This is a genomic window from Pseudomonas sp. RL_105y_Pfl2_101, assembly GCF_963970585.1.
GTDB lineage: Bacteria > Pseudomonadota > Gammaproteobacteria > Pseudomonadales > Pseudomonadaceae > Aquipseudomonas.
This window is the reverse complement of record NZ_CAXAPG010000041.1, coordinates 1-19,035: the sequence shown is the minus strand read 5'-3', so window position 1 is coordinate 19,035 and position 19,035 is coordinate 1. Positions and strand designations below refer to the sequence as shown.

Sequence of the window (19,035 nt, the reverse complement as noted above, 5' to 3'; positions counted from 1 at the left end):
GGGAAAGAGAGCTGGACTCAGGTCCAGCACGGCGCCGTGCCAGTGCCCAGGACGAGCGCCGGTTTCGCGCGCTCGAGGGTGTTCAGGTAGTTTTCGAAGTCCTCGATGGCCTCGGGGCCGATGAACACCTCGTTGAAACCGGCGGCCAGCAGCTCCTGGCGAACCGCCCGCGTCTGGTCTTCCGAGGTAGTCAACTTGCCGCCGATGACACATGGCAGATCCGGGTGTTGCTGGCGCACCTGGCGAATCAGCTCCAGCCCCTGGAAATGGCCATGGCCGTTGACGCTGCTGACCACCAGCAATTGCGTACGCTGCAGCTCCAGGGTGGTGAGGACCACTTCCACCGGAGTGCAACTGCCGAGGTTCTTGACGTTGAAACCGTGTTCCGCGAGCCACAGCTGCAGATAAACCAGGTTCCACATGTGCGAATCCGATTCGACGGTTGCAATCAGGCAGTGTTGCGATCCTTTCATTGCGTTGCCTCCATGGCTGAGGGGGAAAGTCCAGGGCGGCGCGAAAGCGCCGGGCAGTCAGGTTGAACAGCAACGCACCGGGGATGGTGAGCAGCAGCGCGAGGGCCAGAATCAACGTCTGGACCCCATATTCATGGCCGATACTGGCGGTCAGCAGACCGCCCAAAGGGTAGGACAGCAGGTTGACCAGGTAGAACGGGCCCATCACCTTGCCCAGGTGGTCGGTGGCAATCGCCTTGATACGCTGGGTCCGGTTGAATACGTTGAACAAGGCACAGCCGGCCATCGCCAGGAGAAAACTGACGGCATACAGCACCACGCCGCCGGCCGCGCCCATGCAGACGAGACCCAGGCAGAGCATAGCGAAACCCAGTGCACCGAGGCGGTAGATCGACATCCGCGCCAGCAGCCGCAGCACCAGAATGAAATTGAGCAGGCCCAATGCACCGGCCCCGGCGTTCATCAGGCCGAAGACCCCGTCGGCGGCGCTGAACACACCACTGATGACAAAGGCGTTGGCGCTCAGAACGCAGGCGAAAGCCAGGTTGATGGTGAAGTTGAGCAGCGCCAGGGACAGGACCGGCGGATTGTTCAATAACAGACTCCAGCCCAAGACCAGATCCTTGCGGATGCTTTTCGGCGGGCTGACCGACTGTGTGTTGGGCAGGCCTTTCCAGCACACGCCGGCCACGGCGAACGCCAGCGCCGCCAGACCTAGCAGCAGGCGCTTGTCGGCGTACATCGCCAGCAGTGCCGGGCCCAGCGCCATGGCCAGCAGCTCCATGTTTTGCACCAGGGATTGGCAGTGAGCCAGGCGTTCGGGGCCGGCGATCAGTGGTACGCTCTTTTCCACCGCCATGCGCACCGGAGCCATCAGCAGCGAGAGCACAATGCCGTTGCCGATCAGGGCCCAGACAGTGAACGTTGGCGCGTACCAGCAGACCCCGACGGTCAACCCCAGGCTCAGCGCCCGAGCCGTATTGGCGTGGCGAAACAGCAGGCGTCCGCCGAAGCGATCCGCCAACAGGCCGGCGAACGGATAGGCCAGCAGCGCCGGCAGCCACTCCAGGGCGAACGCCACCCCGGAGTAACAGGCATTGCCGGTGAGCTGGAAGATCATCAACGCCACTGCGAACAGCACTGTCTGCTCCGCCAGCAAGGCGAACAGCAGGCCGGCACCGAAACGGCGCAGCCGGGCGGTGTCATGCATGCTGGCTTTCCAGTTCCGCCTCAAGCTTGCGCAGGCGTGGTAGTACATGGCGACAGAAACCGCGCATTTCGTCACGGGTCGGCCAACCGGAAAAGATGAACTCGCTGACCCCCACTTTCTTGTATTCCAGCAGATACTCGGCAACTTCCTGATAGCTACCGACCACGCACAGCGCCGGGCCGCCACGGTAGGCCACGGCACCGGACCAGAGCATTGGCGACAGCCAGTCGTGCTCGGCCTTGTCGGCCAGGCGGAACGAGGTCTTGACGGCTTCGGAGTCGCAACGCCCGACGAACTGACGAACCCATTCGCGATGCTGCTCATCCGGGTTTTCCATCATGCTTTCAACGGCTGCCAGGGCTTGCGCGCGGGTTTCCCGAGCCAGCACGTGCATGCGAATCCCCACCGAACAACCGGCCTCGAGCACTGCCTGGCTGGCCTCGGCGATTCCCTGTGGCGTATCGCCGTAGCGCAACCAGCAATCGCTGTGCTTCACGGCAATCTGTTGGGCGATCTCCGAGGCTCCGCTCAGATAGATGTGTGGGCGTTCGTTGTCCTTGAAAGGCAGTCCCAATTGCGCCTGCTCGAGGCGGTAATGGGCGCCGTGATGGGTCAGGGGTGTTTCGCCTTTCCAGAAACGATGCAGGATCTCGAGGAATTCGCTGGTGCGTTCATAACGTCCGTCGTGAGCCACGAAGTCGCCATAAAAGGCTTGCTCGTCGGGGGAGATACCCGCGACCAGGTTCAATGCGATGCGCTTGTCGGACATCCACGACACGGTGTTGACGATCTGCGTGAACAGAGTCGGCGGCAGCAGGCCGGGGCGATACGCCAGGATGAATTTAACCCGGCTGGTCTCGCGGACTAGGGCGCCGATCATCGGCAACGGATCGGGCATATGGTAACTGATGCCCATCAGCAACGAGTCGATCCCCAGCTCATCGGCTTCCTGGGCGAAGTCGACGATACCGGCGAAGTCCAGGGCGCCGGTGTTGTATTTCTCGGAAGCCTTTTGTTGACCGCTGTCGAGCGGTGAGCACCAGTGGATACGCAACGCGGGCATGGTTTTTCTCCAGAGCAGCGCCTGCCCGCCGCCTGAAGGGCGGGGCAAGCGCAAAAGTGAGTTGGATCAGAACAGGAAGCTGGTACCGACGGTGCGGTCGAACAGCGCGACATCGCGGATACGGCGCTTGCCGCAGATGAACTTCAGCAGTCGCTCGATCCCCAGTCCACCGCCGGCGCTTGGGTGGAACAGGCCGCGCTTGGCGACTTCGAGGTAATTGGCGAAGGGCGCAAGGTCCATCGACAACTCTTCCATGCGGTAGATGATCTGCTCGTACTCGAACTCACGCTCGGCGCCAGACAGGGCTTCGCCGTAGCTGTCGGGATAGATCAGGTCGTAGTTGTTGTACTGGCCGCGCTTGCCGGGTGTTTCACGGTCATAGAATTCCCGGCGGTAATTGGTGACGAAAAAGGGCGTGTGGGCCTTGGCCGACATGATCTTCTCGAAGTCGTCGCCATACTCGGCGCGCAACTCGTCCGAGCTGTAGATCGGGAAGTGCGTGTCGTAGTGCGGCAGCTGGCGGTTGAGATGGGCCAGTTGGGCCGAGCAGTGTTGCTTGACCTCGGCGAAGGTGTGCTTGATCAAGCCTTCGATCAGCGCCATGACCTGATGCATGTTGCCGTCACGTACCTCGAAGTCGAATTGGGAGAATTCCAGCAAGTGGTTTTCCGAATCCTTGATCTCGGCTTTTTCCAGACGAATGTTCGGCGCCACGATAAAGATCTTGTCATGACCTTTAGCGGTCAACGCCAGCTGTTTATGGAAGATCATACTGGCGGTCAGTTTCAGGCGCCGCTCTTCGTATTGAATTTCGGCGGGGTAGACCGCGTGGTTCAACGGGTCGGTGATGGGCGACATGAGGATAGGCATCAACTGTTTAAAGTCGCGCTCCAGCAAATACTGTTGCAGTGCCTGCAGCACGCAACCGCGGATAATCGCGATTGCCTCAACGTCCGGGTGAGAAAAATCGTCGAAATTACGCTGAATCTCTTCCATGTTGCGCTCAATATCCTGGGTAGGGAGGTGCCCGATTATTGGTTAAACGTAAGAAAACTCAATGTACAGATTTGCGCTAAAAAGCAACCCAGGTGCATTGCCTGGTTGTCCCCCCCGGCAATTCGATGGACCATTGCCAGCTATCTGTCTGAGCGCATTATTCGAACGGCACCACCTGTTCAGGGGAATGGTTTCGAATGCCGTTTCAGTCGCGAGTTTTCATGAATGCCTGTTTAGAGTCCCTTTATGACGGCCCATATTTATCCACAATCCCGTCGTTTTTCCCGGTCTGACTACAAGACCCTGGGCCTGGCGGCGCTGGGTGGTGCACTGGAAATCTACGACTTCATCATCTTTGTGTTCTTCGCCCTGACCCTCAGCCAGTTGTTCTTTCCGCCAGAGATGCCTGAGTGGCTGCGCTTGCTGCAAAGCTTCGGGATTTTCGTCACCGGCTATCTGGCGCGCCCCCTGGGCGGCATCCTGATGGCGCACTTCGCTGACCGTGTGGGACGCAAGCGGGTATTCAGCCTGAGCATCCTGATGATGGCCCTGCCCTGCCTGTTGATCGGGATCATGCCGACCTATGAACAGATCGGTTACTGGGCTCCCTTGATCCTGCTGCTGTTGCGGGTGCTGCAAGGTGCCGCGGTGGGCGGCGAAGTGCCGAGCGCCTGGGTGTTCGTGGCCGAGCATGCCCCGGTCGGGCATCGTGGCTATGCCCTGGGTGTGCTGCAGGCCGGATTGACATTCGGCTATCTGCTGGGGGCACTGACCGCGACCTTGCTGGCGCGGATCTACAGCCCTGCCGAAATCCTCGACTTCGCCTGGCGTTTCCCCTTCCTGCTGGGCGGCGTATTCGGGGTGATCGGGGTCTGGCTGCGGCGCTGGCTGAGCGAAACGCCGGTGTTCATGGCCTTGCAGGCGCGACGTGAGGCGGATGCAGAGCTGCCGTTGCGGACGGTGCTGCGCGATTATCGCCAGTCCATCCTGCCAGCGATGCTCCTGACCTGCGTACTGACCTCGGCGGTGGTGGTACTGGTGGTGATCACCCCAACCGTCATGCAGAAGAGCTTTGGCATGAGTACCAGCCACACCTTCGCACTGAGCAGCCTGGGCATTGTGTTCCTGAATATCGGCTGTGTGCTGGCGGGATTGCTGGTGGACCGGATCGGCGCCTGGCGCGCGGTGCTGGTCTATAGCCTGCTGCTGCCGGTAGGAACGGCGGTGCTCTACGGCAGCCTGATCAGTGGCGGCTACTGGATCAGCATGGCCTATGCGCTGGCCGGCCTGACCTGCGGCGTAGTGGGCGCGGTGCCCTCGGTGATGGTGGCGTTGTTTCCGCCCCGGATCCGGGTGTCCGGCATCTCCTTTACCTACAACATTGCCTACGCACTCTGGGCCAGTACCACACCGCTGCTGCTGATCGGGCTGATGCCGTGGAGCCCTTGGGTCTGCGTAGGTTATTGCGTGATCATGGGGGCCGTCGGGGCTCTCATGGCATTGTTCTTCGGCTTTCGCTCGTCGTCGCCGACTGACGTTTCGGTGGTTCCAAGCGCCTGAGTCTGGCCCTTTTTCGGCGTCGGTCGCGGCGCTTGCCCCTGAGTTTCAAAGGACGGCTTTCGGCATGAGCTGCGTCAACGATTTGCATGATCTACCGGCGGTACAACTGTTGGCGTTGTTTGCCAGCAAGGAGCTGTCGCCCCTGGAGTACTACGACCATTTGCTGGCCCACATCGAGCGCTGGGAGCCGCATCTTAACGCGTTGTACGCCTTTGACCCGCAACGAGTCCGGGACCAGGCAGCCGCCGCCAGCGAGCGCTGGAGCCGGGGCCAGCCCCAGGGTCTGCTCGATGGCCTGCCGGTGACGCTCAAAGAGTTGATCGCGACAGAAGGCGACTGCATTCCCCTGGGCTGCGCCGCCACCGAGTTGATCCCGGCCACGGTCGACGCTCCACCGGCGGCGCGAATGCGCGAGGCCGGGGCGATTATCCTGGGCAAGACTACGGTGCCGGACTACGGCATGTTGTCGTCGGGGCTATCGAGTTTCCACGGCGTGACACGCAATCCCTGGAACCTGGCGAACAATCCCGGTGGCTCCAGTGCCGGCGCTGCGGCGGCGGCAGCGGCCGGCTACGGTCCGCTGCATGTCGGCACCGATATCGGCGGTTCGGTTCGCTTGCCCTCGGCCTGGTGCGCCCTGGTGGGATTCAAGCCGACACTCGGGCGAATCCCCATCGACCCGTATTACACCGGCCGTTGTGCCGGGCCCATGACCCGCAGCATGGACGACTGCGCACTGATGATGCGCTACCTGTCTCGTCCCGATGCACGCGATGCCACCAGCCTGCTACCGGAACAAGGCGATTGGGGACTGGGACGGTTGTCGGTCCAAGGGTTGAAAATCGGTCTGATGCTCGACCCCGGCTGCGGTATTCAGCCGGATGAACAGGTGCGCTCGGCGATCCTGGAAGCAGCTCGCCTGTTCGAAATACAGGGCGCCCAGGTGCGTCAGATCAAGCCGTTGATGGATCGTGCCGTGCTCCAGGGCCTGGATCATTTCTGGCGGGCGCGGCAGTGGAGTCAGTTGCAAGCCCTGAGCCCCGAGCGACTCGATCAGGTCTTGCCCTACATTCGCGAGTGGGCGGCAACAGCCGAGAACCTGACCGCCCTGCAGGCGATGGAGGGGTTCAACCAGACGTTCGAAATCCGGCGCCGGGCGGCCGAGGTCTTTCGTGATGTCGACCTGGTGTTGTCACCGACCAATCAGGTCAGTGCCTTTGCGGCTGAATGGGCCTCGCCCACCAATGACCCGCACCTGCCGTTCGAGCACATCGTCTTCACCGTGCCGTGGAACATGGGTGAGCAGCCGGCGCTGTCGATCAACTGTGGCTTTACCGACCAAGGCATGCCGATCGGCCTGCAGATGGTCGCCCCGCGCTTCGCTGACCAATGGCTGCTTCAGCTCGGCAAGACCTATGAAAACTGGCGCGGCACGATTCGGCACTGGCCCAGCCCGCCGTCTCGCTGAAGCGTCGTGTCGCCCCCAGCGCAAACGGTGCCTGGAGTGGCAGCGTGCGCCTGGTTTTTTTCCTCTAAAGGCTTATCGAAATGGATTTTCGTGTACTTCTGATGGCCGGAGTAGCCGTCGGCAGCCCTTTGATTGCCAGCGCGGACGAAGTTCTGGCCACGCAAGCCGAGGCCCAGGGCTTTATCGACGGCAGCCATCTGGGGCTGAACTTGCGTCATTACTATGCCAACCAGCACACTCGACGCTCTACCTACCTGGGGATCAAGAAAGCCGATGGTCTGGAGCCGACCCGCCTCCGTGAAACCTGGGTACAGACCGCGATGCTCAACTACAGCTCCGGATATACCCATGGACCGGTCGGCTTCGGGCTGGATGCCTCATTGTTCAGTGCTGTGAACCTGGAGCGCGGACACGGACGTGTCGCCAATGGTGGCGATCGGGTGCTGGTGGACAGCGATGGCGATGCACTGCCGACCTGGAGCCGATTGGGTGTCGGTGATCTGCGGCTGCGTTTTTCCAGCACTGAAATAAAGGCCGGGCGCTTGCTCACCGACAATCCGATCCTGCGCTACAAGGACAATCGCGCCTTGCCCTCGAGCTTTCAGGGCGTAGGCCTGTTCAGCAACGAACTCGATTGGCTGTCGTTGCAGGCGGGCAGCTTCGAACGGGCGATTCCACGCACCGGTACCGGCAGCGAGAAGCTCACCACCACCTTCGGCAACCGGGCGTATTCGGGATCGCGTATTTCCTACCTCGGCGGTGTGGCCAAAACCCCTGATGGCCTGGACGTCAGCCTCTACGCTTCACGCTTCGAGGACATGTGGCAGCAGACCTATCTGGGATTGACCCAACTGAGCGGGGATCGGCGTCAGGTGGCGCTCAAGACCGCGCTGAATTACTACCATACCGAGGACCAGGGTGAGCAACACCTGGGCTATATCGACAACGATGCCTTCAGCCTGGCGTTCACCGCATCGCACCTGGCCCACAGCCTGACCCTGGCCTGGCAGCAGGTGTTCGGCGACGAGTACTTCGACTATGTCTGGGAGTCCACGGGCAATTACATGGCCAACTCGTTGTACTCGGACTACAACGGGCCGAACGAGAAGTCCTGGCAACTGCGCTACGACCTGGACCTGGCGTCCTTTGGTGTGCCGGGCCTGACTACCAGCCTGTGGCACGCCAAGGGCTGGGACATCGACGGCACCCATTACAGCGGCGACCGTAACGGGCGCAATACCGGTTACAACGTGCGGGGCCTGGACAACGCCAAACACGATGAAAACGGTTTGATGGCAGCATACGTGGTGCAATCCGGCCCGCTGAAGAACGCGGTGTTTCGCACCATCGTCTACAACCATCGAGCCACGGGCGGGCAGATCGACGGTAGCTACGACGAGATCCGCCTGGTGGTGAATCTGCCAGTGCGGATTTTTTGAGACGGCACAGAGTCGGCGCAAACTGCTATCGACCAGAAACACCTCACGACGTCTGGCTGGCGAATTCATGCTCCCGGCAAATCAATTCGATATCGGTGTGAGCCAACGGCTCCTGAGTCAGCCCGCAAAAAGGTGCACCGGTGACGTGCTGATGGAAACGGCAGGTCTTGCACAGACCGAAGCCGGGCACGTTTTCGGTACGCTGAACATTGCGCAACAGCTCTGCCAGCAGAGACTCCAGCTCCACAGCCTGCGCGCCCATTCGCCGGGTGGCGTCGCGCAGAAACGCCGGCGGCATCACGGTCCCCAGTCACAGGATCGCCTCGTCTAGTGCCTTGGCCCGTGACGTGGCGAATCTGAACGCAAAAAAAAGCGCCGACGGGATCGTCAGCGCCTTTGCCTCATGAGGGTTCTGCTCAGGCTTTCGGGTCCTTGGCAAAAAAATCGCCAACACCCCGAACAATGGTAAGAACGAACACAGCCTGTACACGTATTCAATGCCGTGAATGTCCGCCAAATACCCCAGTAGCGCCGCACCGATCCCGCCGAAACCGAACATCAGACCGAAGAATACCCCGGCGATCATGCCGACATTACCCGGCACCAGTTCTTGCGCGTAGACCACGATGGCCGAGAATGCCGAGGCCAGGATGAAGCCAATCACTACGCTCAAGATGCTGGTCCAGAACAGGTCGACGTGAGGCAGGATCAAGGTGAACGGTGACCACCCCGGTACGCAGCCCACAGAGCAACGGCATGGCCGAGAGCTTCGTGAAGACGATCAAGCGCGATTACGTGAGGCATATGCCCAAACCGGATCGGGAAACGGCGTTGCGCAACCTGGCAATTGCCTTCGAACACTACAACGAGCAGCATCCGCACAGCGCCTTGAACTATCGCTCGCCGAGGGAGTTCAGGCGCTTGGCAGCCGCATCAATTTAACGGGGAGTAGGTGTCCGGTTTTGAAGGGGCAAGTCCAAGGTTCTTGGCGACTGAAGTCTTTGCTTACACTGCGAAAAGTCCGACCTCAGTCACAAGAGGATATCCCCAGTTTTTGGGGTTGCGAACGTATCGTTGACCCGAACGATGGTGCCAGTGACTTCCTCAGAGTGAGTCGCCCCGGGTTTCGTAGCCGCAGCCCAACATCCACTGGTCTCTAATTTTTTCCAGTGCTCACAGTCCACTTTGGGTCCAGGCTGTGTGAAAACGTTTTAGAGCAAATCTACCCGTCAGAATCGGAGCGAAAATCACGTTCCTACGTAAAATTCAGGTCTGGTAACTTACCAAACGCCGACAGATTTTACGTAGCAACGCAGACTACAAAACGGTGCATGCGTTTTCATACAGCCTGGGTCGATAGTAGCCTTTGCTGTCAGGCAACAATCGGCCAAAAGCAGTCAGTGGGTTTTGCTACCAGACGGCACCAAACCAGCGGCAAGCGCCTCCAGCAAAGCACTGACTGTTGCCGCTGACCGAAAACTGACCCAGTAGAGGCTGTTCTGCCGACTGAAAACTGACCCAGGTGTTCAACTGCTTCTGCTCACTTTTTGAGCAGGAGAACACAGGGTGATCAGCATGGAAATGTTGGGGAAAATCCGGCGGATGTACTTCCGCGACAAGCTCTCGCTGCATCAGATAGCCAAGCGTACCGGGCTTTCTAGAAACACCATCCGAAAATGGGTCAGAGCGCCCGAAGCCACTCAACCGGCGTACCAACGGTGCGCAACCTTCAACAAACTCAGCCCTTTCCACGAGACGCTGGAACAGGCGCTCAAGGCCGATTCGTTCCGGCCAAAACACAACCGCAGGAGCGCCAAAGCGCTTTTCGAGCAGATCAAGGCCGAGGGTTACGACGGCGGCTACAGCCAGCTCACGGCGTTTGTACGCTCTTGGCGAGGTGAGCAAGGCAAGTCTTTACGCGCTTTTGTACCGCTGACTTTTGCGCTCGGCGAGGCGTTTCAATTTGACTGGAGCGAAGAGAGTCTGCTGATCGGTGGCCTGTTTCGACGTATCCAGGTCTCCCACATGAAGCTGTGCGCCAGTCTCGCATTCTGGTTGGTTGCGTACCCCAGCCAAGGCCACGAGATGCTGTTTGATGCCCATACCCGTTCGTTTGGAGCGTTGGGTGGCGTGCCACGTCGCGGCATCTACGACAACATGAAAACGGCTGTCGACAAGGTCAACAAAGGCAAAGGCCGCACGGTCAACGCCCGGTTTTCCGTGATGTGCGCGCACTATCTGTTCGATCCGGACTTCTGCAACGTGGCCTCTGGCTGGGAGAAAGGCATCGTCGAAAAGAACGTGCAGGACAGCCGGAGACGAATCTGGCTCGATGCTCAAAACTGCATGTTCCATACCTTCGAGGAGCTGAACGTCTGGCTCGGCCAACGCTGTCGTACGCTCTGGGCCGAACTTGTACATCCGCAGTACAACGGTTTGACGGTGGCAGAAGTCCTGGAGCTGGAGCAGGCTGAAATGATGCCGATGCCGACGGCCTTTGATGGCTACGTGGAACGCACCGTCCGTGTCTCTAGCACCTGCCTGATCAGCGTGGCGCGCAATCGTTATTCGGTGCCTTGCGAGCGTGTTGGTCAGTGGGTCAGCAGCCGTTTGTACCCTTCGCGGGTCGTGGTCATTGCCGACGAAACGGTGATCGCCAGCCATGAGCGCCTCTTTGATCGAGATCAGGTCAGTTTTGACTGGCAGCACTACATCCCACTCATCGAACGCAAGCCTGGTGCACTGCGCAATGGCGCGCCATTTGCTGATCTGCCAAAACCGTTACGGGTTCTCAAACGAGGACTGAGGCGTCACACCAACGGTGATCGAATCATGATGCAGGTACTGGCTGCTGTGCCAATTGCAGGTCTCGAACCTGTGCTGGTGGCGGTGGAACTGGTACTTGAGTCGGGAAGTCTGAGCGCCGATCACATCCTCAATGTCCTTGCCCGCCTGACCTCCACCGCACCACCTCCCTGTGTAGAAACCAGCCTGCAACTCAAGGTCGCGCCTGTTGCCAATACGGCGCGCTACGACCGGCTCCGTACGACCGATGAGGAGAATCGCAATGCGTGACCTGATGACTGAACTCAAAGAACTGCGCCTGCACGGCATGGCCAGTGCTTGGGAAGAACTGGTATCTCAAGGAACAGCGTCGACGGCTTCATCGAAATGGCTGCTGGAACATCTGCTCCAGCAGGAACATGCGGATCGCGCGGTGCGCTCGGTGAACCATCAGATGAACATGGCAAAACTCCCCATGCACCGTGACTTAGCTGGCTTTGACTTCAGCGCTTCCAGCGCTGATGCCCGGCTGGTCAGCGATCTATCCAGCTTAGCGTTCACTGAAACCGCGCAGAATGTCGTGTTCATCGGCGGCCCTGGAACCGGGAAAACACACCTGGCCAGTGCCTTGGCTGTATCCGGAATTACGGCCCACAACAAACGCGTGCGCTTTTTCTCCACGGTGGATCTGGTCAATCTGCTGGAGCGTGAAAAGTACGATGGTAAGGCAGGCCGAATCGCCCAGGGACTGCTACGAACAGACCTGGTGATACTGGATGAGCTGGGGTATTTGCCCTTCAGTCAAAGCGGCGGTGCCCTGTTATTTCACCTGCTGTCCAAACTGTACGAACACACCAGCGTGGTCATCACCACCAACCTCAGCTTCTCGGAATGGTCGAGTGTGTTTGGCGACGCCAAAATGACTACGGCGCTGCTGGATCGGCTGACACACCACTGCCATATCGTTGAAACAGGCAACGAGTCTTACCGCCTGCAACACAGCACATTGGCTGCCCAGACAAAGATCAAAACACGCGAACGAAAGCGAAAGGACAGAAATGATATCGAGGACGATGAGCCATTTTGATCCGCACCATAAATGCCCTGCTGCATGCGGTGGGGCTTGATGCATCTTTAATCGGAACACTGCTGCTAAGCTTATCCACAATTGCTGGGACAGAAATCAGCAATCCGTCCTGGGTCAATTTTCAATCGGCAGGGTGGGTCAGTTTTCAATCAGCGCCAACACACCAGAGATGATGCGAGTCCGAAAACGGACCGTTGAGCATCCCTTCGGGACGCGTCGCGAAGGGCAGCGTGCGACCCAAAGCTGCGTGTCGTTGCTGGCACACAAACGCCACTGTCTCCTAAACAGCGGCGTTGTCTTAAGTCGCTACTCGGCCTGGTAATCGGCAACGAGCTTGTCCAAAAATACGAATAGCTTCTGGTTCATCTCATCGTAATCGTTAGCCCGCAGCGCGGCTGGCTGCTGAACAAAACGCCGGTCAGTGAGCGTTATCAGTTCCGCCTCCGATGCCTGGATCAGCAATTCCACGAGGTCTTTGGTGAGTTCCATATGGCATTGAAAACCGTACACCAGCGGGCTGTATTCAACGATTTGACGCGGGCAGCCCTCGCTGTGGGCAATGATCTTGGCGTCCTGAGTGAGTCCTGGCATGTCATTGTGCCAATGGCCGACTTCCAGGGTTTCCCCGAAGTGCAAAAACTTCGGATTAGCCAAACCCTCTTGGGTTAAGTAAATCGGGAACTTGCCAATTTCCTTTTCGGGGCTGTGGTTGAAAGTGGCGCCCAGTGCTTCCCCGATCAATTGCGACCCCAGACAAACACCAACCACAGCCCGCCGGGCCGAGATGGCTTTGCTAATGAGTTCGCGCTCGGCCAAGGCATTGAAATGCGGACATTGCTCCAGCGTAGTCGCCGGATCTTGCGGGCCACCTAACACCACCAAAAGGTCGAACGATTCTGCGGTATCTGGCAGGACATCATGTTGGTAGACGCGGGAATAGGTGGCTTGGTAACCGTGAGCTTTTACCCAGTCCTCAAATGCACCGGGTGCTTCGAAGGACTCGTGCATCACGAAATGGACTTTCAACGTTTTTACCCTCGGCTTCTAGATTTTTAGGTCTACGGTGATCGCGCTTTCGCAATCACGAAAATAACAACGCTCGCTGCCCTGTAGGCAGCGAACGCCTCATACGCCGCTTCGACCAGCGACTACGATGCCAACTCGTCCAGCAGCTCTTTCAGGAAGATGCAGCCTTGAGTATCGAGCGGTTGAAGTGGAAGGCGGGGGCCGCCGACATCAAGCCCCTGCATTTTCAAACCTGCCTTGATAGTGGTCGGCAGGCCGCGACGAGTGATGTATTCCAGCATTTCGTACTGGCGATAAAACAACGTGCGCGCTTCTTCCATCTGGCCGTTCTGAACAGCCTCCCACAGCGCCAGGTTCAGCGTGGGAATGAGGTTGGGGGCGGCAGTACACCAACCCGTCGCACCGGCAACCAACGCCTCCAGGGCCAAAGGGTTGCAGCCGTTGTAGAAGGCCACCCTGCCATCTGTTGCCTTGAACAGGCGGTGCATGCGTTGAATGTCGCCAGTGCTTTCCTTGACCATGGTGACATTCTTCACTTCGCTCAGAATGCGCAGGATCAGTTCGACCGACAGGTCAGTGCCACTGGTGCCAGGATTGTTGTAGAGCATGATCGGGATGTTGATGGCTGCGCCTACAGCCTTGTAATGGTCCACTATTTCCGTATCGGTCAGCTTCCAGTAAGAGACTGGAAGTACCATCACAGCCGTGGCACCACAAGCTTCAGCCAGTTGAGCACGCTGTACGGTACGCGCCGTGCTCAGGTCTGAAACGCTGACCACAGTCGGCACTCGGTCAGCAATTTTCTCTTGGCTGAAGCGGACCACCGACTCCCATTCCTGATCGGAAAGATAGGCGCCTTCCCCGGTGCTTCCCAGCGGTGCGATGGCATGCACGCCGGAAGCGATCAGCTTGTCGATCGATTGCCCCAAGGCAGTCAGGTCCAGTGAGCCGTCTGTCGCGAACGGGGTGATGGTATAGCCGATAACGCCACGAATTACAGAAGTAGACATACAAGGCACCTTTGCGATTTTTATGGTGTAGGGACGATCAGGCCAGGCAGTCGCCGTGGGCACGCAGTGCACGCCGGGCGTAATAGCTGAATGCGGCGCCGTGGCGTTTCGGGGTGGAGATCCAGTCGTGAGCCTCTTTGCCTAACGCTTCGGGAATGGGGCGAATCTCCCCTGCGCTCATGGCGAGCAATTGCATCCTGGCCGCACGTTCAAACAGCAGCGCGAGAACGCAAGCTTCTTCAATCGAGCCGCCCGCAATCAGCAAGCCATGGTGGGAAAGCAAGATGGCGCGCTTGTCACCGATAGCCTTGGAAATAATTTCGCCTTCTTCATTGCCCACCGGAATGCCTGGCCAATCCTTGAGAAAGGCGCAGTCGTCGAAAAGCGGGCAGATGTCCATATGGGAAACTGCGAGCGGCACTTCCAGCATCGACAGCGTGGCGCTGTGCAGTGGGTGCGTATGGATGATGCAATTCACATCCGGGCGAGCCCGGTAGAGCCAGCTGTGAAAGCGATTGGCGGGGTTTGCCATGCCTTGGCCCTTAAGCACCTTGAGGTCTTCATCGACCACCAGCAGGTTCGACCCGGAAATCTCATCAAAGCCCAGGCCCAGGCGCTGCGTATAATAGCTGCCTGGCATTTCGGCGCGGGCGGTGATCTGCCCGGCCAGCCCTGAGTCATGGCCGCCGTCAAAAAGAATTCGACAGGTGAGTGCAAGCTTCTGTCTCGGGGTATATTCGTTATCGATCAGTGTCGTCACCATTTGCTTCTCAGCGAGGGTGACGAGCTGATCCTTCGGGGTCTGCATGGTCGTGGTCACGGTCATTACCTGGTCGAAAACAGTTCAAATTGCCAAGGAGTCGCTGCAACGACTCTCAAGGACACAGAGTGATCGTAATGACACCGTGTGTCACAATCAAGCCAAGTGTCATTATTTTTCAAGGAACGGCGTTGGATGGCGGTGCAGCTGAGAATTTTGCGTAAGAAGATGGGGATAACCCTGGAGCAGCTGGCCGGGCAAACCGGATTGACCAAGAGCTACCTGTCGAAGGTGGAGCGAGGTGTGAGTTCGCCCTCCATTGCGGTGGCGCTTAAACTGGCCAAGGCATTGAATGCCCAAGCCGAAGAGTTGTTCAGCACCGAAGCGGTGCCCGCCGAAGGCTACAGCCTGGTTCGACGCCAGCAGCGCGAGGCCAATGATGGTGGTGTACCAGCGACTCACGTACCGCTGGCGCGCCATATCGGTCATCGGGCGTTGTTGCCATTTCTGGTCTATCCGCCACGCTCGTTTGGCCAGTCCGCCTTCAAGGAACACCTGGGAGAAGAGTTCATCTACGTGGTTCGTGGCCGTGTCGAAGTCGATTTCGGTAACGAACGGCAGACCCTGGATGAAGGCGACGCCCTGCATTTCAATGCGCAGAAATCTCACCGTTTGCGCACAGTTTCTGACGAGCAAGCAGAGTTGCTCGTAGTCGTACATAGCTCGGATTAGACGCCAGGGTTCGATCAGATCTGGGTGTCACACGGCGGCGTTAGCTAAAAACGTTTAACGTCGAAATCAGTTCGGATACCCGTTTCTTCACCAGCCTTTCTGGGAGCCTGGTTGACGTGCAAAAATGGCCTGAACATGGAAGCGACAGGCAGCTTTTGGCCGATTTCTGCCTGTCGAGAAGGGCTGCAATCCACTGTGGATTCAACCGGTTTCTGTAGCCATCCAGGTCAAAAAATTATGGAGCTGAGTCGTAAACTCTTTTGGCTTAGCGTACGGGCTCCTTGCCTGGGACAAGAAAAAAGAGATCTGCATTCTCATGCATGGGTAATGCTGAACAAATAGCTCGATATGCTCCTCCAGTGTTTGCGGCCACATCAGGTCCTGTTCAGAACGAAGTACTTGAGTTGACCGGATGAGTTTGCGCGAGGCTTCGCGTTGCAGGCGTAGGGATTGCGTCGGTGTGGTCGCATGATCGATAAGATCGGCATACCGGGTCAGTACGGATTCAAAGTCACCATTCACGGCAATGGCGATATCACGCGACGGCTTGAACCGGTCGAAGCGCTTGGCCAGATCATTCCCCCATAAGCAACGACAGTGATGCTTCAGCCAATAACCCCAGCTCAATCGATTGTTGGCCGCCAATGCTTCAGAACGACTACCGATGTCGAAATCGATCTTGGTGACTTCGGTATGCTGACTTTCCAGCGTTCGCTTTTTCGACTCGAGCATTTCGAGATCCTGCGACGTAGGAGGGCTGTGCAGAACAAGGGTTAGGTCAAGGTCAGAAACCCCCGGCACGGCGTCGCCTCTAGCGACGCTGCCATAAAGATAAATCCCATCTAGCAGAGGTTCCGACCGCGCGAGCGTCATGCAAACGTCCACCAGTAAATCCTGAAACTGTGGCTGCATCTCGACGTTGGACACGGTGAGGATATAACCGTCTGCATCAATGCCACGAGGATGGAATCGTTCCATGAAGCCGTCCGTGAGTTGTGTTCAGAGCGCTACTTTAACAGAGCCAATAGTGACTGCTTTTGGCCGATGACTGCCTGTCGCCAGCGGCAGCAATGGGCAGCTCTCTACCGATCATGTTTTACTAAGCGTGCTGGTCAAATCCGATGCAATCGGTGGTCTGATCGAATGCAAACGCCTGGTCAAGTGGAGTGCAGTTTCGCTTTTAGTCGCTTGACTCAGGCATAGCAATATCGCCCAGCGTTAGCTGTCGGTCATCAGGTCGCCAAGGGCGCTGCGAGTCAGATACGCTGCTTGATTGGAGGCTCGCCGACAGACGGGCAAATTGCATCGTTTCGTTCCACCTGTCTAAAGGGACTGGTATCGATGCAACTCAATTCTGCTGCTCTATCCCTGGGACCCGGCGACCGGCAGCTCGGTAGGTATACGCCAGCGCTTTTTGATCGAGGGGAAGGATATTGTCATTCGTGTGGGAGAGCTGGATATGAGCGACCTCGGGACAGTTGGCCCGCAGTTGATCGAATTGTGGCTGGACAGGGAGAACAGCTCAGTGAAGCAGTGTGATGTCTTGGAACCGTTAACTTATTAGCTTCCCAGCCTTTCGGACTGCGTGCCGCCTGCATTAGCTATCGTTTCTCAGAAAGATAGTTGCATTACTGGCAGTGATCGCGCGAATGACTTCATGAAGGTCGTTGATCTGCGCGAGAACAAAGAATCCTCGCCTACTACATGGTTGCGGGTTAAAAGATAAACAGTTCAGCCGCTCTACGACCGCTTTGGTTTGAAGCACTAAGTTCTTCGGGCTTTTTTTCGTGAAGAGCTGACTATTCGGCAGTAACCGTCCGGGCAAGGCACCTTCCTGATGCCATCGCTTAAGGCGATTGTGTCCACCTAAGATGGGCGCCCGTTTAATCACACAAGGTGTGTTGGGCGGACGCTTACTTTCATGCGCTGGTATAACCACGAACACCGGCATAGCCGCATCCGGTTCGTCACGCCAGCCGAACGGCATCGAGGGCTGGACCATCAGGTCTTGGCCCGACGACATGCACTGTACGAACGAGCCAAGGAGCAAAAACCGGAGCGGTGGTCAGGCCGGACGCGTAACTGGGAGCCGATCGGTACCGTGTTGTTGAACCCGGATCGAGAGCAACAGGTCGAGAAAAGAGCGGCATAGTTAGACGGTTGACGCGACAACTACCTTGAAAAACGCCGTACCCGACAACCAAATTAGGCCATGAGCGCTTGGACGCAAAAACTGGCTCTTCGCAGGGTCGTTGCGCAGCGGAAAACGGGCTGCGGCAATCATGAGCCTGATTCAGTCGGCACTCATGAACGGGCATGACCCGTATGGCTATCTCAAGGATGTGCTTACGCGGTTGCCGATACAGAGGGCCAGTGATATTGGACAGTTGCTGCCGCACCAGTGGGTAGCTCCATCGCATTGATCTAATGGGCGTGACCCACTAGATTTCCCATTTTTTCCCCTGTCGTTGGCTAAATTTTCTTAACCGCGCCAAGATTTTCTTAAAATGTGCGCCGAACTCTCAGAAAATATTAACCGAAAATGGCCGCGCAACCACTATTTTGGGGTTTTCCGCTTATCGGCGGGTCGCGGTAGGGACGACGGTTACCTGCCGCCCCCCGCACAGATCCGTACGTGCGGAACTACCGCATATGGCTCCTGCCTCGGGTATGTGACGCGAAGCGATCCTCAGGGTAAGGATGTCCATTTCTAGGTCTAGGTATGTCGAGGTCGGCAAGGCGTCCGTAGCGTGACCATTGAAGCCTATTACGCTGGCTGCGCCGTTTGAGGGCTTGCCGCCATAGGCGGCAGACCGCTGAACGAACACCACCAAGACGTATCAGGTTTCCCGGCACCGCGTGGTAATTGAAGTAGCCCCTGACCACCCGAGTAAGCCATTGCCCTTGAGCCCGGATGGGCTCATGACTTCGGCGCTTCAGCTCATCCCGAATAGCCAGCAGCGTCGCACGCATTCGCTTCTTGACCGTCAGTCGCAGTATTTAAAAACCACCGCTTCTGTTGGTACTGCAACAGTGCGTTCAGCGGCAGTGCGATGACCACCGCTTCACCAGCGTGCCGTTTAGGCATCGGTTGCAGCGGTACAAACGCGGGAAGTGGCGCGGCGGGTTTATCACGGTAAATCGGCAGCCACTTGCGAATCACGTGGCTGATGGCGACGCTGGAAACTGAGGCACCGGGTTTCAGGCATTCCTGCACGACCTGGGCCTTGAAGGGTTTGGGATAGGAGCTTCGTTGGCGCATGGAAATCCTGGCGATAAGGGTGATCGCGTCCGCTTTAAAATGATCTGACCCCGAAATGTTGGACGCCTTCTATGCCCGCCGTGCTTGAGTCCTGTATTCCACAGGGCTCAGGCCACTTAGCTTCAGCCTGATTCGCGAATGATTGTAGTAGTGTATGTAGTCCTC

At 58.0% G+C, this 19,035-nt stretch carries 16 protein-coding genes and 5 pseudogenes; 9 read left to right on the top strand and 12 right to left on the bottom strand.

Annotated features, from left to right (window positions below; genetic code table 11):
• Positions 1–17: 17 nt before the first annotated feature.
• The 4 genes and pseudogenes from AACY31_RS26135 to AACY31_RS26120 form a co-directional block, all read right to left on the bottom strand.
• Positions 18–422 (bottom strand): methylmalonyl-CoA mutase, encoded by a 405-nt coding sequence (locus AACY31_RS26135; RefSeq protein ID WP_339505363.1) that lies wholly within the window; start codon positions 420–422, stop codon positions 18–20.
• A gap of 271 nt (positions 423–693) precedes the next feature.
• A pseudogene (locus tag AACY31_RS26130) lies at positions 694–1,593 on the bottom strand (MFS transporter); the annotation flags it as partial.
• 82 nt (positions 1,594–1,675) lie between these two features.
• Positions 1,676–2,746, bottom strand: a complete 1,071-nt coding sequence (locus AACY31_RS26125; protein ID WP_339505350.1) for an LLM class flavin-dependent oxidoreductase — start codon at positions 2,744–2,746, stop codon at positions 1,676–1,678.
• Between the two features lie 66 nt (positions 2,747–2,812).
• Entirely contained in the window at positions 2,813–3,742 is a 930-nt protein-coding gene (locus tag AACY31_RS26120) for an asparagine synthetase A (protein WP_339505343.1), read from the bottom strand.
• A gap of 246 nt (positions 3,743–3,988) precedes the next feature.
• On the opposite strand from AACY31_RS26120, the gene AACY31_RS26115 reads away from it, so the two are divergent.
• The 3 genes from AACY31_RS26115 (at position 3,989) to AACY31_RS26105 (ending at position 8,209) form a co-directional block, all read left to right on the top strand.
• The gene (locus AACY31_RS26115; RefSeq protein ID WP_339505342.1) at positions 3,989–5,302 is read left to right on the top strand and encodes an MFS transporter; all 1,314 of its coding nucleotides are present in this window, start codon (positions 3,989–3,991) and stop codon (positions 5,300–5,302) included.
• 64 nt (positions 5,303–5,366) lie between these two features.
• A complete protein-coding gene (locus AACY31_RS26110) occupies positions 5,367–6,770 on the top strand; it encodes an amidase (RefSeq protein WP_339505341.1) in 1,404 nt (467 codons plus the stop codon).
• A 101-nt stretch (positions 6,771–6,871) separates the two neighbouring features.
• On the top strand, positions 6,872–8,209 hold the full coding sequence (locus tag AACY31_RS26105; protein WP_445261580.1) for an OprD family outer membrane porin: 1,338 nt from the start codon (positions 6,872–6,874) through the stop codon (positions 8,207–8,209).
• Between the two features lie 43 nt (positions 8,210–8,252).
• On the opposite strand, the gene AACY31_RS26100 is transcribed toward AACY31_RS26105, so the two are convergent.
• Together AACY31_RS26100 and AACY31_RS26095 are read right to left on the bottom strand one after the other, a co-directional pair.
• On the bottom strand, positions 8,253–8,507 hold the full coding sequence (locus AACY31_RS26100) for a hypothetical protein (RefSeq protein WP_339505339.1): 255 nt from the start codon (positions 8,505–8,507) through the stop codon (positions 8,253–8,255).
• A gap of 123 nt (positions 8,508–8,630) precedes the next feature.
• Positions 8,631–8,939 (bottom strand): annotated as a pseudogene (locus tag AACY31_RS26095) (MFS transporter); the annotation flags it as partial.
• On the opposite strand from AACY31_RS26095, the pseudogene AACY31_RS26090 reads away from it, so the two are divergent.
• The 3 genes and pseudogenes from AACY31_RS26090 to istB all read left to right on the top strand — a co-directional run.
• Positions 8,930–9,151: pseudogene (locus AACY31_RS26090) on the top strand (integrase core domain-containing protein); the annotation flags it as partial. The pseudogenes AACY31_RS26095 and AACY31_RS26090 overlap by 10 nt on opposite strands.
• A 633-nt stretch (positions 9,152–9,784) precedes the next feature.
• Positions 9,785–11,284, top strand: a complete 1,500-nt coding sequence (gene istA / locus AACY31_RS26085; protein ID WP_339505362.1) for an IS21 family transposase — start codon at positions 9,785–9,787, stop codon at positions 11,282–11,284.
• Positions 11,277–12,080 carry an IS21-like element ISPsy20 family helper ATPase IstB gene (istB, locus tag AACY31_RS26080; RefSeq protein WP_339505338.1) on the top strand — a complete coding sequence of 268 codons (804 nt, stop codon included), beginning with the start codon at positions 11,277–11,279 and terminating at the stop codon, positions 12,078–12,080. Before istA ends, istB begins: the two co-directional genes overlap by 8 nt.
• 306 nt (positions 12,081–12,386) lie before the next feature.
• On the opposite strand, the gene AACY31_RS26075 is transcribed toward istB, so the two are convergent.
• The 3 genes from AACY31_RS26075 to AACY31_RS26065 all read right to left on the bottom strand — a co-directional run bounded on the left by AACY31_RS26075 (position 12,387) and on the right by AACY31_RS26065 (position 14,936).
• Positions 12,387–13,106, bottom strand: coding sequence for a type 1 glutamine amidotransferase (locus AACY31_RS26075; RefSeq protein ID WP_339505337.1), 720 nt, complete (start codon positions 13,104–13,106; stop codon positions 12,387–12,389).
• A gap of 122 nt (positions 13,107–13,228) precedes the next feature.
• The gene (locus AACY31_RS26070; protein ID WP_339505336.1) at positions 13,229–14,116 is read right to left on the bottom strand and encodes a dihydrodipicolinate synthase family protein; all 888 of its coding nucleotides are present in this window, start codon (positions 14,114–14,116) and stop codon (positions 13,229–13,231) included.
• A 37-nt stretch (positions 14,117–14,153) separates the two neighbouring features.
• Positions 14,154–14,936: an aldolase gene (locus AACY31_RS26065; protein ID WP_339505335.1), complete on the bottom strand. Its 783-nt coding sequence runs from the start codon at positions 14,934–14,936 to the stop codon at positions 14,154–14,156.
• Between the two features lie 135 nt (positions 14,937–15,071).
• On the opposite strand from AACY31_RS26065, the gene AACY31_RS26060 reads away from it, so the two are divergent.
• Positions 15,072–15,608, top strand: a complete 537-nt coding sequence (locus AACY31_RS26060) for a helix-turn-helix domain-containing protein (protein ID WP_339505334.1) — start codon at positions 15,072–15,074, stop codon at positions 15,606–15,608.
• Between the two features lie 201 nt (positions 15,609–15,809).
• Here the strand turns inward: AACY31_RS26060 and AACY31_RS26055 are convergent, their stop codons facing one another.
• Positions 15,810–16,586 (bottom strand): nucleotidyltransferase domain-containing protein, encoded by a 777-nt coding sequence (locus AACY31_RS26055; RefSeq protein WP_339505333.1) that lies wholly within the window; start codon positions 16,584–16,586, stop codon positions 15,810–15,812.
• Positions 16,587–17,526: 940 nt separating this feature from the next.
• Between AACY31_RS26055 and AACY31_RS26050 the strand changes: the two are divergent.
• Both AACY31_RS26050 and AACY31_RS26045 read left to right on the top strand, forming a co-directional pair.
• Positions 17,527–17,760 (top strand): annotated as a pseudogene (locus AACY31_RS26050) (IS3 family transposase); the annotation flags it as partial.
• 40 nt (positions 17,761–17,800) lie between these two features.
• A pseudogene (locus tag AACY31_RS26045) lies at positions 17,801–18,031 on the top strand (transposase domain-containing protein); the annotation flags it as partial.
• A 518-nt stretch (positions 18,032–18,549) separates the two neighbouring features.
• On the opposite strand, the gene AACY31_RS26040 reads toward AACY31_RS26045, so the two are convergent.
• Both AACY31_RS26040 and AACY31_RS26035 read right to left on the bottom strand, forming a co-directional pair.
• Positions 18,550–18,870: a transposase gene (locus tag AACY31_RS26040; protein WP_339505332.1), complete on the bottom strand. Its 321-nt coding sequence runs from the start codon at positions 18,868–18,870 to the stop codon at positions 18,550–18,552.
• Between the two features lie 69 nt (positions 18,871–18,939).
• Positions 18,940–19,035, bottom strand: a 96-nt coding sequence (locus AACY31_RS26035) for an IS3 family transposase (RefSeq protein ID WP_146186410.1), incomplete at its 5' end; no start/stop codon positions are given.

What these genes read in the sequence shown, in the direction of transcription:
- AACY31_RS26135 (WP_339505363.1), bottom strand. Translation starts at nt 422, where the DNA reads ATGTGGAACCTGGTTTATCTGCAGCTGTGGCTCGCGGAACACGGTTTC.
- AACY31_RS26125 (WP_339505350.1), bottom strand. Translation starts at nt 2,746, where the DNA reads ATGCCCGCGTTGCGTATCCACTGGTGCTCACCGCTCGACAGCGGTCAA.
- AACY31_RS26120 (WP_339505343.1), bottom strand. Translation starts at nt 3,742, where the DNA reads ATGGAAGAGATTCAGCGTAATTTCGACGATTTTTCTCACCCGGACGTT.
- AACY31_RS26115 (WP_339505342.1), top strand. Translation starts at nt 3,989, where the DNA reads ATGACGGCCCATATTTATCCACAATCCCGTCGTTTTTCCCGGTCTGAC.
- AACY31_RS26110 (WP_339505341.1), top strand. Translation starts at nt 5,367, where the DNA reads ATGAGCTGCGTCAACGATTTGCATGATCTACCGGCGGTACAACTGTTG.
- AACY31_RS26105 (WP_445261580.1), top strand. Translation starts at nt 6,872, where the DNA reads ATGGCCGGAGTAGCCGTCGGCAGCCCTTTGATTGCCAGCGCGGACGAA.
- AACY31_RS26100 (WP_339505339.1), bottom strand. Translation starts at nt 8,507, where the DNA reads ATGCCGCCGGCGTTTCTGCGCGACGCCACCCGGCGAATGGGCGCGCAG.
- istA (WP_339505362.1), top strand. Translation starts at nt 9,785, where the DNA reads ATGGAAATGTTGGGGAAAATCCGGCGGATGTACTTCCGCGACAAGCTC.
- istB (WP_339505338.1), top strand. Translation starts at nt 11,277, where the DNA reads ATGCGTGACCTGATGACTGAACTCAAAGAACTGCGCCTGCACGGCATG.
- AACY31_RS26070 (WP_339505336.1), bottom strand. Translation starts at nt 14,116, where the DNA reads ATGTCTACTTCTGTAATTCGTGGCGTTATCGGCTATACCATCACCCCG.
- AACY31_RS26060 (WP_339505334.1), top strand. Translation starts at nt 15,072, where the DNA reads ATGGCGGTGCAGCTGAGAATTTTGCGTAAGAAGATGGGGATAACCCTG.
- AACY31_RS26055 (WP_339505333.1), bottom strand. Translation starts at nt 16,586, where the DNA reads ATGGAACGATTCCATCCTCGTGGCATTGATGCAGACGGTTATATCCTC.
- AACY31_RS26040 (WP_339505332.1), bottom strand. Translation starts at nt 18,870, where the DNA reads ATGCGCCAACGAAGCTCCTATCCCAAACCCTTCAAGGCCCAGGTCGTG.